This window comes from Larkinella sp. VNQ87, from assembly GCF_049445795.1.
Lineage (GTDB): Bacteria > Bacteroidota > Bacteroidia > Cytophagales > Spirosomataceae > Larkinella.
Window position 1 is genome coordinate 541,346 of the sequence record NZ_JBMSDT010000001.1, and the last position, 13,710, is coordinate 555,055.

Annotated in this window: 12 protein-coding genes; 9 read left to right on the top strand and 3 right to left on the bottom strand. The window is 51.4% G+C overall.

The features are described 5' to 3' along the window. Positions 1 to 26: 26 nt before the first annotated feature. The 4 genes from ACO2Q8_RS02350 to ACO2Q8_RS02365 all read left to right on the top strand — a co-directional run bounded on the left by ACO2Q8_RS02350 (position 27) and on the right by ACO2Q8_RS02365 (position 3,621). Positions 27 to 1,385: a GWxTD domain-containing protein gene (locus ACO2Q8_RS02350; RefSeq protein ID WP_423343163.1), complete on the top strand. Its 1,359-nt coding sequence runs from the start codon at positions 27 to 29 to the stop codon at positions 1,383 to 1,385. Next, positions 1,358 to 2,170, top strand: a complete 813-nt coding sequence (gene rlmB / locus ACO2Q8_RS02355; protein WP_423343164.1) for a 23S rRNA (guanosine(2251)-2'-O)-methyltransferase RlmB — start codon at positions 1,358 to 1,360, stop codon at positions 2,168 to 2,170. The genes ACO2Q8_RS02350 and rlmB overlap by 28 nt, the downstream gene beginning before the upstream one ends. Positions 2,171 to 2,305: 135 nt before the next feature. Next, the gene (locus tag ACO2Q8_RS02360) at positions 2,306 to 2,920 is read left to right on the top strand and encodes a hypothetical protein (protein WP_423343165.1); all 615 of its coding nucleotides are present in this window, start codon (positions 2,306 to 2,308) and stop codon (positions 2,918 to 2,920) included. Then, positions 2,920 to 3,621: a hypothetical protein gene (locus ACO2Q8_RS02365; protein ID WP_423343166.1), complete on the top strand. Its 702-nt coding sequence runs from the start codon at positions 2,920 to 2,922 to the stop codon at positions 3,619 to 3,621. The genes ACO2Q8_RS02360 and ACO2Q8_RS02365 overlap by 1 nt, the downstream gene beginning before the upstream one ends. A 56-nt stretch (positions 3,622 to 3,677) precedes the next feature. On the opposite strand, the gene ACO2Q8_RS02370 is transcribed toward ACO2Q8_RS02365, so the two are convergent. Further along, a complete protein-coding gene (locus tag ACO2Q8_RS02370) occupies positions 3,678 to 4,049 on the bottom strand; it encodes a c-type cytochrome (protein ID WP_423343167.1) in 372 nt (123 codons plus the stop codon). Between the two features lie 283 nt (positions 4,050 to 4,332). On the opposite strand from ACO2Q8_RS02370, the gene ACO2Q8_RS02375 reads away from it, so the two are divergent. Continuing rightward, on the top strand, positions 4,333 to 5,082 hold the full coding sequence (locus tag ACO2Q8_RS02375) for a class I SAM-dependent methyltransferase (RefSeq protein ID WP_423343168.1): 750 nt from the start codon (positions 4,333 to 4,335) through the stop codon (positions 5,080 to 5,082). A gap of 47 nt (positions 5,083 to 5,129) precedes the next feature. Here ACO2Q8_RS02375 and ACO2Q8_RS02380 read toward each other — a convergent pair whose 3' ends face one another. Next, positions 5,130 to 6,821: a VRR-NUC domain-containing protein gene (locus ACO2Q8_RS02380; RefSeq protein WP_423343169.1), complete on the bottom strand. Its 1,692-nt coding sequence runs from the start codon at positions 6,819 to 6,821 to the stop codon at positions 5,130 to 5,132. 59 nt (positions 6,822 to 6,880) lie between these two features. On the opposite strand from ACO2Q8_RS02380, the gene ACO2Q8_RS02385 reads away from it, so the two are divergent. From ACO2Q8_RS02385 to ACO2Q8_RS02400, 4 genes are all read left to right on the top strand, one after another. Next, positions 6,881 to 7,831: a DUF2157 domain-containing protein gene (locus ACO2Q8_RS02385; protein ID WP_423343170.1), complete on the top strand. Its 951-nt coding sequence runs from the start codon at positions 6,881 to 6,883 to the stop codon at positions 7,829 to 7,831. 43 nt (positions 7,832 to 7,874) lie between these two features. Continuing rightward, positions 7,875 to 9,044 carry a hypothetical protein gene (locus ACO2Q8_RS02390; protein WP_423343171.1) on the top strand — a complete coding sequence of 390 codons (1,170 nt, stop codon included), beginning with the start codon at positions 7,875 to 7,877 and terminating at the stop codon, positions 9,042 to 9,044. Positions 9,045 to 9,089: 45 nt separating this feature from the next. Next, positions 9,090 to 9,281, top strand: a complete 192-nt coding sequence (locus ACO2Q8_RS02395; RefSeq protein ID WP_423343172.1) for a type II toxin-antitoxin system VapB family antitoxin — start codon at positions 9,090 to 9,092, stop codon at positions 9,279 to 9,281. Between the two features lie 294 nt (positions 9,282 to 9,575). After that, on the top strand, positions 9,576 to 10,766 hold the full coding sequence (locus ACO2Q8_RS02400) for a phosphoglycerate kinase (protein ID WP_423343173.1): 1,191 nt from the start codon (positions 9,576 to 9,578) through the stop codon (positions 10,764 to 10,766). Positions 10,767 to 11,068: 302 nt separating this feature from the next. On the opposite strand, the gene ACO2Q8_RS02405 is transcribed toward ACO2Q8_RS02400, so the two are convergent. After that, positions 11,069 to 13,522 (bottom strand): outer membrane beta-barrel protein, encoded by a 2,454-nt coding sequence (locus ACO2Q8_RS02405; protein WP_423343174.1) that lies wholly within the window; start codon positions 13,520 to 13,522, stop codon positions 11,069 to 11,071. Positions 13,523 to 13,710 lie beyond the last annotated feature (188 nt).

Sequence of the window (13,710 nt, forward strand, 5' to 3'; positions counted from 1 at the left end):
CTAGTGAAGAATAGCTTTTGATCAGTATGCGACTAGTCATTCTCTTTTTTTGTACCATGCTGCTCGGTGCCTGTGCATCGGGAAAACGGAATAAACCGACAGAAACCGCCACCAACCGCGTCGAGCGTCCGACCGAACGCGAACGCGTGGCCGAGCGCCCGGCCAGCCGTCCCCAAACGGCCTCCGCGCAGCCCGCTCAGCAATCCACTCCGTCTACCTGGAAAGTGGTTTCGACGAAAGGGTTCTTTCTGGGCAAAGATTCGTCAACGATCCGGGTTTATATGAACGTCATGGTTCGAAAAGGCGACCAGAAGGCGACCATCGAAGACTTTACGTCCCAGTTCATGTATAATTACGTGATCTACCCGGACTACAACAGCCGCGAACGGCTGGGCTACGGCAATGTGCCGCTCACAGGCGAGTCGGTCATCCGCGACGCGTCGCCCGAATCCGGCGATGTGTTGATAGTTTTCTTCGATATCAAAAAACCGGAGAAAGCCGTCAACGGCGTCATGCTCAACGAGATCACGGAGATTAGCACCGGCCGGAAAGTACTGAACGACCTGCCGATTCGGTTCAAAACCGCCAAGTTGGGTGACCGGTTTGCCCTTTTCAACCCGAAAACCAGCCTACCCCAATTGCACCACTTTGTCAATGCCGGGGATACCGTCGTGATCCGGGATGTGAACGGCACCGTGACCAAATCGCTGCACCTGTACCGGTATCGTCACGATTTTGATCCGGCCCAGTCACCGATGAACACCACGCCCCGCCCGGCCTCAAAGACGCTGGACATTGACACAACCCTGAGCGTGACGACCAATCAGCCATTCTCACTGCCAGAAGAAGGTCTGTATTATTTCCTGGAAGATACCGCCGACACCTACGGCATCGGTCTGGTGGTGGCCGACAAGCGTTTCCCGAAACTGACGCGGCCCGAAAAACTGGTCAAGCCGGTTTTGTACGTTAGCACCAATACCGAAATCAACGGCCTAAATTCGGCCCCGGATTTTAAAAAAGCCCTCGACCGCTATTGGCTGACGCTGATGGGCGGGGATCAGAATCTGGCACGAGGGGCCATTCGGGCGTACTATGGCCGGGTTGAGGAAGCCAACCGGCTCTTCACGACCTACAAGGAAGGCTGGAAAACCGACAAAGGCATGATTTACATCGTGTTAGGTCCACCCGACCGCGTCCAGCGCAGCCGCGACCGCGAGGTCTGGGTGTATAACCAGCGCGCCAACGTGTCGGAAATCAATTTTACATTCAATCGAAAACCGAATCAATTTGTCGAGGATCACTACGAACTGGTGCGATATGTGGAGTATCAACCCGTCTGGTATCCCGTCGTCGAAGCATGGAGAACCGGCGCAATTCGCGAGTAAATCCGTATCATCAGCATAAGCCCAAACAATATTCCAGCGAGGAAATGGTGTTTGGCATCCAGTCTGTCACCGAAATGTTGCGTTCGGGCAAGGATATTGACCGGCTTTACCTGGTCAAAGAGGGCAGCTTTCCCGAAATTCAGCAACTGGCGTTCGAACGGCGCGTGACCATTCAGCGGGTTCCGGCCGAAAAACTCGACCGGATCACGCGGAAAAACCACCAGGGCGCGATTTGCTTCGTCTCGGCCATTCATTACGCCAAGCTCTCCAACGTGATTGCGGGCGTTTACGAGCAGGGCCAGGTGCCGCTGCTACTGGTGCTCGACCGCATTACGGATGTCCGCAATTTCGGGGCCATTGCCCGAACAGCCGAATGTGCTGGGGTTCAGGGCATTGTGATTCCGGCCCGGGGTGCGGCCCTGATCAACGCCGACGCCATGAAAACCTCGTCGGGCGCGCTGAGCCATTTGCCGGTTTGTCGCGAAGTTCATCTAGAAGAAACCGTAAAATACCTAAAAGACTCGGGTATCAAGGTCATCGCCGTTACCGAGAAAACCGACAATTACCTCTACGATGTCGATATGTCCGGCCCAACGGCCCTGATCATGGGCTCGGAAGACGACGGGATTTCGGAAGAACTCCTCCGCCTGGCCGACCACCACGCCCGGATTCCGCTGGTGGGTCAGGTCGAATCGCTGAACGTTTCGGTGGCGACGGGTGTGATCCTGTACGAAGCCGTCCGCCAGCGGATTTTCAGCGAACCACCGGTGGATGAGGGGTTTTAATATAAGTCTCATCCGAACTACTATCTTTTGCGACAAACACCATTCGCCCAATCAAAAAGATTTAGGTCGAATAAATAAACCGCTTGCTTTACTATTTGTTTAATGTGCTTTTTCATAATTTGCAAATCGCAAATTATGAAAAAGCACAACGGAATGCGCCCGCAGGACGTAATGATCTTGCTCAAGGTAGCTGCGCATGCTAAGGAAATCCACGATTATAAAGTATCGGATGGGCAGATTATAACAGGCAGTGAGAATAGCCAATTAGCCATTTCCAGATTTAAACCTTTATCGTTCTTTAATCCACTTCCTAAAAAAGTCATTGCATCTGAACTCGGCATTAGCCCAGCCGAAGTAACCGAGTCGTTAGCCCGCTCGTCATACGCAGGACTATATGCCCCGGCGAATCAAACGGTAAAATCATTAGCCTTGCTGGATTTTCTGCAATACGGCTTGAAATACGTCTTTCCCCAACAACCCGGCCCCATAGCCCGGGGAATTCCAACGGCGCATTCTGCCAAACCGCTTTCTTCCTTAATCTCTTCTAAAGAAGTCTACGTATGGCCTTATGCAAACGGCACGGCCAGAGGGCAGGCTATCGAACCCCTCTATCCGAGCGTAGCCATCGCCATCCAAAACGACGAACGGCTGTACGAGTTACTCGCCTTAACCGATGCGATCCGGATCGGAAGAGCCCGCGAAGTCAACCTGGCAATAGAAGAATTGAAAAAAAGAATATTGGTTAACTAATGGCACAAGACGTTAACGTAACCCACTTATGCCGCGTTGCTGACGCCCTGGCTACCTTGGAAGAAAAGTTTGTCTTTGTAGGCGGAGCCACGGTCCAACTCTATGCCACTGATCTGGCGGCAGCAGAAGCCAGACCAACACAAGACATCGATGTGGTTGTAGCATTGGTGAATTACAACGATCCCGCCAAATTAGAAGTGAAGATTCTGCAACTCGGTTTTTTGAATGATATAATGTCCGATGTTATTTGCAGATATATTTATCAGGGCATTACAGTTGATATTATGCCAACAGAATCCTCCGTATTGGGGTTTACAAACAAATGGTATTCAGAAGGCTTAGCCCATACCGTTGACTATCAGATTGGGAAAGCGTATAGCATTCCCATCCTTTCTGCACCCTATTTTCTTGCTACCAAACTGGAAGATTTCAAATCTCAGCGACATGGCGCTGACCTGCGAGGAAATAGCGATTTTGAGGACATCGTTTATTTGTTCGACAACCGGGTTGAGCTTGCAGATGAGATAAAAGCCAGCCCGGTCTCGGTTCGTTCGTATTTAGTCAATGAGATACAACAGTTGTTACAACATCCAAACCGACATGAATGTATTTCGGTTCACCTGGAGTATGCCACAGCCAGCCCACGAACTGATCGAATCATAAAAATCTGGCATGAGATCATAAATACCGATGCCCTTTAATAACAAACGCGTCCCGACTTTTGGCCGGGACGCGTCATTGTTAAAGCAGTAAACGATTATGCCTTTTTCTTGGCAGCCGGTTTTTTAGCGCCACCTTTTGCACCGCCGTCCAGGGAGTTGATCCACTTGGCGATTTTCAGGGCTTCGTCTTTCGGTACGTTTTTCAGCGCAGCCATCGGCGGATAACCCGGCCAATGCTCCGGTTTGGGGTCGTAGATCAGTTCAACAATCTGCGCATCCGTATATTTTTTCTTCGCAACCTCTTTGTAAGGAGGGCCTACCAGACGCGTATCCGGATTGTGGCAAGCCAGACAGGCATTCTTTTGCAGCAACCCCTTGATATCGTCAGGTATTACAGTTTGAGCGTTACTGTCGAAGGAGATTGCGGCCAATACCCCTGCAATGAGCATTCCGAACGTTTTTTTCATGTAAATGCGATTAAAAGCTAATGAGTTAAGATTAAATGGTAATCCGACCAGCAAAGTTATATGCCGACACTGTATGCGCCAACATCCGACCGGTTTTTCAGCTTAGACCGCAGCCATCGGCCAACGTTTAACGCGCTTGCCAAAAAAACTGAATTTTATGCCTAGATAACCTGCCGACCCCGGATGCGGTTTCCGACGGAAGCAAAAATATAGCCTACCCGCCAGAAATTTACATCCTTACCTCGAAATTGCGGAAAAAAGTCATTCCCTAACCACCCCACTCATGGCAACCCTCGACCGCTTCTCCGGCCACGCCGATCTCTACGCCAAATACCGGATCGATTACCCGCCCGAACTTTACGCCTACCTGCTCGCGCGGGTGCCCAACCGCCGGAAAGCCTGGGATTGCGCCACCGGCAACGGGCAGGTCGCCGGGGTGCTGGCAACGCCTTTTGAGCAGGTCGAAGCCACGGACATCAGCGCGCAGCAACTCGAAAACGCCGTGCAGCAACCCAACATCCGCTACACGGTTTGCCCGGCCGAACAAACGCCCTTTGCCGACGAGTCCTTTGACTTGATCACGGTTGCGCAGGCCTTGCACTGGTTCGACGCCGAAGCGTTTCATCGGGAAGTCTGGCGCGTCGCCAAACCGGGGGCCGTAGTGGCCGAATGGGGCTACGCAGGCGCTCAGATCAATCCGACCATCGACCCGGATTTTCTGCATTTTTACGAAGAAATCATCGGCCCGTATTGGGATGAAAACCGCCGACACGTCGAGGACCATTACGCCCGGATTCCGTTCCCGTTCGAGGCCGTCGAGCAGCACGAATTTACCATCTACCGCCACTGGACATTAGATCGTTTTCTGAATTACATCCGAACCTGGTCGAGCGTGCAGAAGTACCTCCGCCAGCACGGCGCCGACCCGGTTTTGAGCCTCGCCGAAGACCTCGAACCGCTCTGGGGTCCCGCCGAGCGCGAAGTCCGCTTCCCCGTCTTTCTCCGTTCCGGAATTAAGAGTTATGAGTTATGAGTTGGCTCCGCCACTTTACAGGAAACGGCGGAGCCAACTCATAACTCTTAATTCTTCCAAAGAACGCGGAGGACGCGAGAGCGGACGCCGATAAGCTGGAAGAACTCCAGCCAGTGGAGTTGTTGGGCCCCCAGGTGGTCGGTGGGGGATTTGACTTCGATGAATTCGTAGTCGCCCTGTTCGTTCCAGACGAGCAAATCCGGAAAACCGCGCGTATTTTCACGCAGATTCCGCGAGATTTCGAGCAAAATCAGGCTTAATTGCTTCGGTTCGAGCACCTCAACCATTTGCCGATTCAGGTTTAGCAGCTCTTCGTTCCAGTCTACGAGCACGTTGGTGATGCCGTATTTTTCGATAAAAACCGTCTCAATGTGGCGCTTCCAGTCGTCGCGGGTTTTCAGATCAGCCAGGCGCTTTTTCAACTGTTCTTCCCGCTTTACGTAGAAATCCGGCAGGTAAAAATCCGACGGTGCCCGTTGCAGCGGATGGTGAATGGCCTGCACGTTGGCGTCGTAGATAATATCCCAGAACACCAGCCCGAACAACCCGCGCCAGGGGTAATTTTCGGTGAAAGCCGCTTCCCAGCCGGTTTCGAAGAAGTGGTTCATGACGCCCGCTTCGACGTGGTGCCGGTAAATCGCGGGAATATCGACACTTTCGGCGTCGGACAAAAACCGGGTGGTGGCCTTCCGGCTGCGTTTTTTTTCGCCTGCGCTCAAAATTTTCTCCCGAAAGTCGTTGGCAAAATACCGCTCCTCGGCGTTCTGCGGGTTCAGCGCGATTTCATCGCAGAGGGCCAACGCTTCTTCCGCCAGACCCGATTTGAACAACAGCCGCACCCGCCGTTCGCGGGCCGGAACGCGGTCGGTCAGGCCATAAACCTGCATGGCCTGTTCAGGCAGTTTCTGCCGTTCGAGGTAACCGCCAACGTGCGTAACAAGTTTGGCGTAGCCCGGCATCGCAATTTCGCTCAGGGTCGGTTTGGCTTCGTCCCAGTTCATAAACCAGTTGAAAACGTCTTCCGGGGGCGTCACCGAATCCCGCAGTTCGCGAAACTCCTCGTTGGTCAGCGAAATCAACAGCTTGTCTTCCACCTCCTTGCGGGTCGAAAACCGGGCCGTCAGCTTCGACTCGTCGTAGCGTTCGAAGGTCACCATGCCAAGGTCCCGGATCACAAACTCGGTCATGTCGCCCGAGCGGTTGCCGAAAAACAGGTACTTCAGCATCATCACTTCCGCATCGAAGTTCGGCTTCACGACGGTTTCGTACTTCGTCAGGCTTTCGACAATTTTCGAAAATGCCAGTTCGTGCAGCGCATACCGTACGATATTTTCTTTTTTGGCTTTGCCCAGTGGTTTGAGTTCTTCCGGTTCCAGCGGCAGCAGTTCCAGCAATTCGGGCTTGGTAAACGTGTTCAGGACCTCCTCACCGAGCAGTTCGTGGTGCGGGTTGAGCCGTTCGATAAACCCGTTGATCAGGAGTTCGCCCACAGCCGCCGGAAGGTCGTCAATCTCTTTGTATTGCAGTTTCTGAATCCGGAAGAAAGTCCCCCGCCGGTTGCTGAACCGCACGTACATGCACTGCGCGTCCTCGGTCAGCGCGTTGAACCGGCGGATGAATTCCTTTTCCGCATCGTTCAGTAGATGCCCGTACATTCGCTGGACGAAACCGATCAGGTATCGAAAATAGTCAAGGTAGTATTTAGGAGGCAGTTCGATCTGCTGGGGTCTGTTTGCCATATTTTTCAATCCATTTACCCATCTTTGCCGTTATAAGGATAACACCATTTTTTCATAATATGTCCCCGGAACGGGTATTGCAGGAACTGGCAGATCGCGGTCTGCTCGACGAGAAACAACGAACGGTAATTCAGTCGGTTGAGTCCCAAAAACCGTTTTCGGTCCATTGGGAATTACGATCCGTTCTGTACGTTGGCATTCTGCTGTTCACAACCGGGGCGGGCTGGCTGATTTACAAATACATTGACCGAATTGGGCATAATCTGCTCATTATGGCCCTTTCGGTGCTTTGCGCGGGCTGTTTTGCCTTTGCGGTCCGGTTTCGCGGCCCTTTTTCCTACGCCCGCAGCCACAGCCGTTCGCCCTTCGGCGATTATGCGCTGCTGCTCGGCTGCCTGCTTTTCCTGACGCTGGAAGGATACTTACAATACCAATATACGATTTTCGGCACCCGCTACGGTCTGGTAACCTTTTTGCCCGCCCTTCTGTTTCTGGCTCTGGCCTACGGTTTTGATCACCGGGGTGTATTAGCGATGGGCCTGACGGCCCTGATCTCATGGATTGGCGTGACGGTTCGGCCACTGGAGTTTTACTTCAAAGGTAACCTGAAAGACATGACGGTGCTGCTCTCGGCCCTTGCCCTGAGCCTGGGGCTGATGGTCGGGGCGCTGGTGCTGGACCGGCAACGTATCAAACAACACTTTACCGTTACGACGCTGAGCATCGCGGGCAACCTGCTGCTGGTCGCGCTGCTCGCCGGCCTGTTCAACTTCGTGGAATACCATCTGTGGTTTACCCTCGCCCTGGCTGGTACCTGCGTTGCCTTCGACTGGTATGCCCGGCAGAATCATTCGTTTCTATTTCTGCTTATGAGCACGCTTTACGGCTACATTGGCGTCACGTACCTGGTGTTTCACTACCTACACCTGCGCGACGAAGCAACCTATCTTTACTGGATCATAACCGGCATCGGCATCACGATTTATCTTTCCAACAGCCGTTCCATCTGACAACGAACCTCCGAACGCTCTTTCACTCTTTCGCTCTTTGTCCATGAAAGCCTATAACGAAACCTGGGTTCGCAACAAACAAATCCTGGAGTACACGGCAAGCTGGCGTCGGCAGGGTCTGCTGGATGAAGCCACCGAACAGCGGATACAGGCCAGGTTTCCGGTCGGTTTTCGGCCCTCAAACGGTTTTATCGAAGTCGGTTTGTTTGTCTTCTCCATCGTTGCCATCAGCGGAAGTTATTTCTTACTGACAACCTTGTTCGCAAAGTTGTTCGACAACGACATTCTCTACAGCCTCTTTAACATCGCTTTCGGACTGGGGATCGGGCTGTTAGTCGGTTATCTAATCAAAAGTCGGCACTACTACCGCTCCGGCGTCGACAATGCGATGGTTGTGGCGGCAGTGGCGTTAGTGTGTGGCGGGTTTGTCGGGCTTTTTCCGGATCAGTTGCCGCTTTGGCAATACTGTTTTCTGCTATTACCTCTTGTGTTATTGAGCGTCTGGTATTACAGCGATTTGCTGCTGACAATGGCGGCTTTTGCTACCATAACAATTGGCATGTTCGATTTGATGCTTGCGTTTTCCTTCGGTAAGCAACTCCTGCCATTTGTGCTCTTGATGGTTTCCGTGGGTATGTATGTGTTAGCCCGGCTATACGAAAACCGAGATCAACTTGTCTACTGGCGGGATAATTTTATCTTGCTGGAATGGCTGTCGCTGAGCCTGCTGCTGATCAGTTGCAATTATTTTGCAGTCCGGCAATTCAATTACTGGACGCTGGATCTGCGCCCGGCCGAAGCGCCCGAAATCGCGTGGGCAGGTTTGTTCTGGTTTCTCACGATCACGACTCCAATAGCCTTACTCTATTTCGGCCTTCGGCAAAAAGAGCGGCCTTTATTGATTATGGGAGTCGTTGGCTGGGGGTTGGCGCTGGCCACCTGGCGGTATTACCATCCACAGTTTTCGCTGGAACTTTACCTCATTATCAATGGTATTTTGCTGATAGTGACGGCTATTCTTCTGATCCGGTATTTGCGCGTTCCCCGGTACGGCTTTACCGACCGGCCGGATGAAGAGTCCCCCAAAGATTTTCTGCCGAATGCCGAACTCCTGTCGACCATTCACACCACGTCCGGGCACCTGACACCCAAAGATGATCTGCGGTTTGGCGGGGGCGACTTCGGCGGGGGCGGCAGCGGGGAGCGGTATTAATCTTGGAAAGATTCGTCTACATTTGTACATAATGCAATGTAAATCATGAAGATAAGCATCGATATTCAGGATGACCTGCTACGGCAGGCGATGGAACTCAGCCAAGCGAAAACAAAAAAAGAAGCCATTGAGCAGGCATTGGATATCTATGTTAAGATGTTAAGGCGAAAAGATCTTCTGAACTTACGGGGAAAAGTAGCTTGGGAAGGGGATCTGGATCAAATGCGGCAACATTAATGGAGCCAATTCTAGCTTCCTACGCTTTGTATTATGATATGGCTGTTTTGCATAATGATTTCCGGTTTTTATCTAATTTCGACTTCCTCTTTTAAAATTCACCGGAGCAGCGCTCCGGCGTACTTATATTCCGATTTTCATTTAACTTCATCTTCTTCCAAACTACGAACCATAAAATTGTAACAATACCGCATAATTTATTACTAATTCAATAAGCTACGGAGAGGGCTGTTGCGTTTGGGTAAAAACTCCTAAGTTCGGGCGGATTTTGCCAACCAACAGGAAACCTGTCGTATGAAAACCTTAGACGCCTACAATTTTTCCGGTAAACGTGCCCTGATCCGGGTCGATTTCAATGTTCCGCTGAACAATAAATTTGAGATTACGGACGACACACGGATGAAAGCCACCTTGCCGACAATCAATAAAATTCTGAAAGACGGCGGTTCATGCGTGCTGATGTCGCACCTGGGACGGCCCAAAGGCGGTCCGGAAGATAAATTCTCGCTGAAACACCTCGTTGGTCCGCTGTCGATCATGCTCGGCGTTTCGGTAAAATTTGCCGACGACTGCATTGGTGACTCCGCAAAGGAGCAGGCCGATGCCCTGAAACCGGGTGAAGTGTTGCTGCTGGAAAACCTGCGGTTTTACAAAGAGGAAGAAAAAGGCGATGTGGCGTTTGCCGAAAAACTGTCGAAACTCGGCGATGTCTGGGTAAATGACGCCTTCGGAACCGCCCACCGCGCCCACGCATCCACGGCGGTGATTGCTCAGTTTTTTACGGATAAAGTCTGCGGGTATGTCATGCAGGCCGAACTGGATAACGCCCAGCGCGTGCTGGAAAACGCCGACCGTCCGTTTACGGCGATCATGGGTGGAGCCAAGATTTCGGACAAAATCCTGATCATCGAGAAGTTGCTCGACAAAGTCGATAACCTGATCATTGGGGGCGGCATGGCCTACACGTTCTCTAAAGCGCAGGGGGGCAACATTGGCAAATCGCTGCTCGAAGCCGACAAGCAGGGGCTGGCGCTCGAATTGCTCGAAAAAGCGAAAGCAAAGGGTGTAAATGTGTACCTGCCCGTCGACAACGTGATTGCCGACGACTTCTCGAACGACGCCAACCGCCAGGTGGTGGCAACCGGCCAGATTCCCGACGAATGGGAAGGATTGGACATTGGTCCGGATACGGTTAAACAGTTTGCCGACGTGGTGGCAGCTTCAAAAACCATCCTCTGGAACGGTCCGATGGGTGTCTTTGAATTCCCGAATTTTGCCACAGGTACCAACGCCATTGCCGATGCAGTGGTAAAAGCAACGGAAGACAACGGCGCTTTCTCGCTGATCGGTGGTGGAGACTCGGCTTCGGCCGTCAACAACGCCGGGTATGGCGACCGCGTGAGCTATGTCTCAACGGGTGGTGGTGCCCTGCTCGAATACATGGAAGGCAAAACTCTACCGGGAGTAGCCGCTTTAGATGCCTAAATGATAATTGATTAAAAAAAAATTATCATTCCGATAATCATAAAAAAGGCCATGCAAACGGGCCTTTTTTTATGATTATTAAATTATTACGGGCCGATAGTTACAATTTTATCAATTGACAAAAACTTGTTTTACCAAATGATATTTTGAATTTGGCTGTCATTACACTATTTTTAAAACACGAAAAAGCCACTCCTCAACGTGGGAATGGCTTTCTGCTTTCTTAACCTAAACTAATTATCTTTTAAAGTAACGGCGGATCGGTGAAAAACTGTCCGCCGTTTGCTTTATTTAACGTTTATTTAATTATTTCCGCCCCCGGCCCGGTTCCGCTCGCTCTCGGTGCTGGTGCTGCGCTGACGGGCCGCCTTCACATTCTGATTGCCAAAGCGATACGTAAACGTCAGACGGGCAACCCGGCTTTCCCAACGCGACTTGATCCGGAAATCAATGTCCTGATACTTCGCATATCCTGAAAACCGGTTGAGCCACAAGGGGTCATTCACATTCAGTTTCAGCGATGCCTTTTTATTCATGAACGATTTCTGCACCCCGAAGCCAAAAGCCCCCATCGGTTGCGCCGTGTAAAAACCGTATACGCTTTTTGAGTTATACCATCCGAATACCTCAGCCGTAAAGCCTTTGGGCAGGACGAAGTTTTGTGAAGTGTATACATTAAAGGCAACAAAGTCGACATTATACTGTGCTCCGAGGTACGGAGAATCGAATTTATTGTAATTGACGTTGATGTTGTTCTGCATGTTCCACCATTTCGTCACCGTTACGGGGAAGCTCATCGTCAAACTCACGTTGTCCTGCGTCGCCAAGTTGTCGGTCGTCACGTAGGTGATGTTCTCTTCCGGAATTTGGCCCGGCACTTCGTTCACGATCACGTCGGTCGTGCGGCTGTAGCTTAGCGAGGTCGAGAATTTCCCTTTATACACGTGCGTCACCTGCACCGAATTGGTAAACTGCGGTTTCAGGTAGGGGTTACCCTGCTGGTACGTATACGGGTCGAGGTAAAACCGGAATGGGTTCAGGTTCTGGTAGTTTGGCCGATCGATCCGGCGGCTGAGCGACACATTCAGGACGTTGTTGGTATCCAGTTGACGTGACACGAACAGCGTCGGGAACAGGTTTGTGTAATTCCGGTCGACCACCTTGTTGAGCGTCACCGAGTTACCACGTGAGAACGTGTTCTCCAGCCGCAAACCGGCCTGAATGCTGGTTTTCTTGTTAAGCTTCCCGGCGTAGTTCACGTACGCAGCGTTGATGTTTTCGGTATATTTGAACTGGTTACTCTGGTTGGCATTCTCCACCCAGCGACCGTCGATAAAATCTTCGTAGACCAGGTTGTTGCCCGATTTCACCGAACTGCTTTTTACCCCGGCTTCCAGCTTCGCGCCTTTCTTCAACGGATGCACATAGTCAGATTTGAACGCCCAGATGTCGATGGTCGACGGCATATCGTTCCGCACCAGAGCCGCCGGCTGCACAATGCTGTCGTTGGCGTTCCGGTACGTCGTGTTCAGGTTGTTGTACGAATCGCCGTTGAAGCGCGAGTAGTCGAGGTCGGCGGTTAGTTCGCGGCCTTTTCCGTCAAAATCGTACTTGTAATTTACGTTCCCTGTCACGTTCGACCATTTGTTTTTCACCGAGACATCGGTCGTCGGTTTCAGCGTGATCTGCCCCGACGCGTCGCGAATGATGGTGTTGTTGATCCCGTTTGGTTGCCGCCAGTCGTTGATAAAACCGGTGGCCAGCACGCCGATGGTGCTTTTCTTGTTGATGAAGTAGTCGACACCGGTCCGGAACGTATGCCCATCGAACCGATTGGCGCGTTTGGATTCCTGGTCGAAGTAAGTAACCGTCCCGTTGAAGGGAATCACCCGGTTCAGTTCATTTTCCTGAAACCGGCGGTTATGAAAATAACTGTAGTTGCCAAACGCATTGATTTTGCCGACGCGGTGATTTAGATTCAGGCTCGCGTTCGCCTTCTCGTAGCGTCCGTAGCCCACCCCGGCAATGGCCGTTCCGTTGGTTCCGAAGTTCTTGTTTTTCTTCATCCGGATGTTGATGATTCCAACGTTTCCGGCGGCATCGTACTTCGAAGACGGATTAGTGATGATCTCGATTTTCTCGATGTTATCACTCGGTGTATTTTTCAGCAGGTTGGCAACCTCCTGGCCCGACAAGTACGTCTGTTTCCCGTCAATCATCACAATAACGCCGGATTTTCCCTTTAATTGTACGTTATCGTTTTGCCGGTCGATCGTTACGCCCGGGGCTTTTTCGAGCACTTCCAGCGCGGTATTTCCACTCGACACAATGCTGTTTTCGACGTTCACCACCGTCCGGTCGATTTCCTGTTCGATAAACGGTTTTTTAGCCACCACCTTCACCTCGTTGAGACTTTTGGCTTCCTCGACCATCGTCAGCGTCTTGACCTGAACTTCCGCGTTCGCGGCATCGATCGTGAACGGTTCGGAATATACTTTCTTAAAACCAACCAGGGAGGTTGCGACCCGATAACCGCCTTCGGCCACGTTATCAAAATCATACTGGCCTTTGTCGTTGGTCACAACGCCTTTTACCAGCGTTGAATCTTTGGCTTTCAGGAGCAAAATAGTAACAAACTCGGAGGGTTTCTGCGCTTGGTCGATGACGACACCCCGAACTTTGCCTTTGAGGGAAGTTTGGGCAATTGCCGTAGACATAACCAGCCATGCACACACGATGGTGATAAATGTTTTCATAAGCTATTAGTAGGTTGTTGTTTACTGCGAATGATTCAAAAGTTGTTGTTTACTGTTCGGCTCCTTAAGAGTACATGGCAAAGTTAAGTAGTATGCATTACATAGAACCTGATCTTACATAGATGGCAAATTTGCCGGGATGACTGGTAGGGCTGGGAAAATTACCGCGTGGTTTCAGATCAATAGAT

What these genes read in the sequence shown, in the direction of transcription:
- ACO2Q8_RS02350 (WP_423343163.1), top strand. Translation starts at nt 27, where the DNA reads ATGCGACTAGTCATTCTCTTTTTTTGTACCATGCTGCTCGGTGCCTGT.
- rlmB (WP_423343164.1), top strand. Translation starts at nt 1,358, where the DNA reads ATGGAGAACCGGCGCAATTCGCGAGTAAATCCGTATCATCAGCATAAG.
- ACO2Q8_RS02360 (WP_423343165.1), top strand. Translation starts at nt 2,306, where the DNA reads ATGAAAAAGCACAACGGAATGCGCCCGCAGGACGTAATGATCTTGCTC.
- ACO2Q8_RS02365 (WP_423343166.1), top strand. Translation starts at nt 2,920, where the DNA reads ATGGCACAAGACGTTAACGTAACCCACTTATGCCGCGTTGCTGACGCC.
- ACO2Q8_RS02370 (WP_423343167.1), bottom strand. Translation starts at nt 4,049, where the DNA reads ATGAAAAAAACGTTCGGAATGCTCATTGCAGGGGTATTGGCCGCAATC.
- ACO2Q8_RS02375 (WP_423343168.1), top strand. Translation starts at nt 4,333, where the DNA reads ATGGCAACCCTCGACCGCTTCTCCGGCCACGCCGATCTCTACGCCAAA.
- ACO2Q8_RS02380 (WP_423343169.1), bottom strand. Translation starts at nt 6,821, where the DNA reads ATGGCAAACAGACCCCAGCAGATCGAACTGCCTCCTAAATACTACCTT.
- ACO2Q8_RS02385 (WP_423343170.1), top strand. Translation starts at nt 6,881, where the DNA reads ATGTCCCCGGAACGGGTATTGCAGGAACTGGCAGATCGCGGTCTGCTC.
- ACO2Q8_RS02390 (WP_423343171.1), top strand. Translation starts at nt 7,875, where the DNA reads ATGAAAGCCTATAACGAAACCTGGGTTCGCAACAAACAAATCCTGGAG.
- ACO2Q8_RS02395 (WP_423343172.1), top strand. Translation starts at nt 9,090, where the DNA reads ATGAAGATAAGCATCGATATTCAGGATGACCTGCTACGGCAGGCGATG.
- ACO2Q8_RS02400 (WP_423343173.1), top strand. Translation starts at nt 9,576, where the DNA reads ATGAAAACCTTAGACGCCTACAATTTTTCCGGTAAACGTGCCCTGATC.
- ACO2Q8_RS02405 (WP_423343174.1), bottom strand. Translation starts at nt 13,522, where the DNA reads ATGAAAACATTTATCACCATCGTGTGTGCATGGCTGGTTATGTCTACG.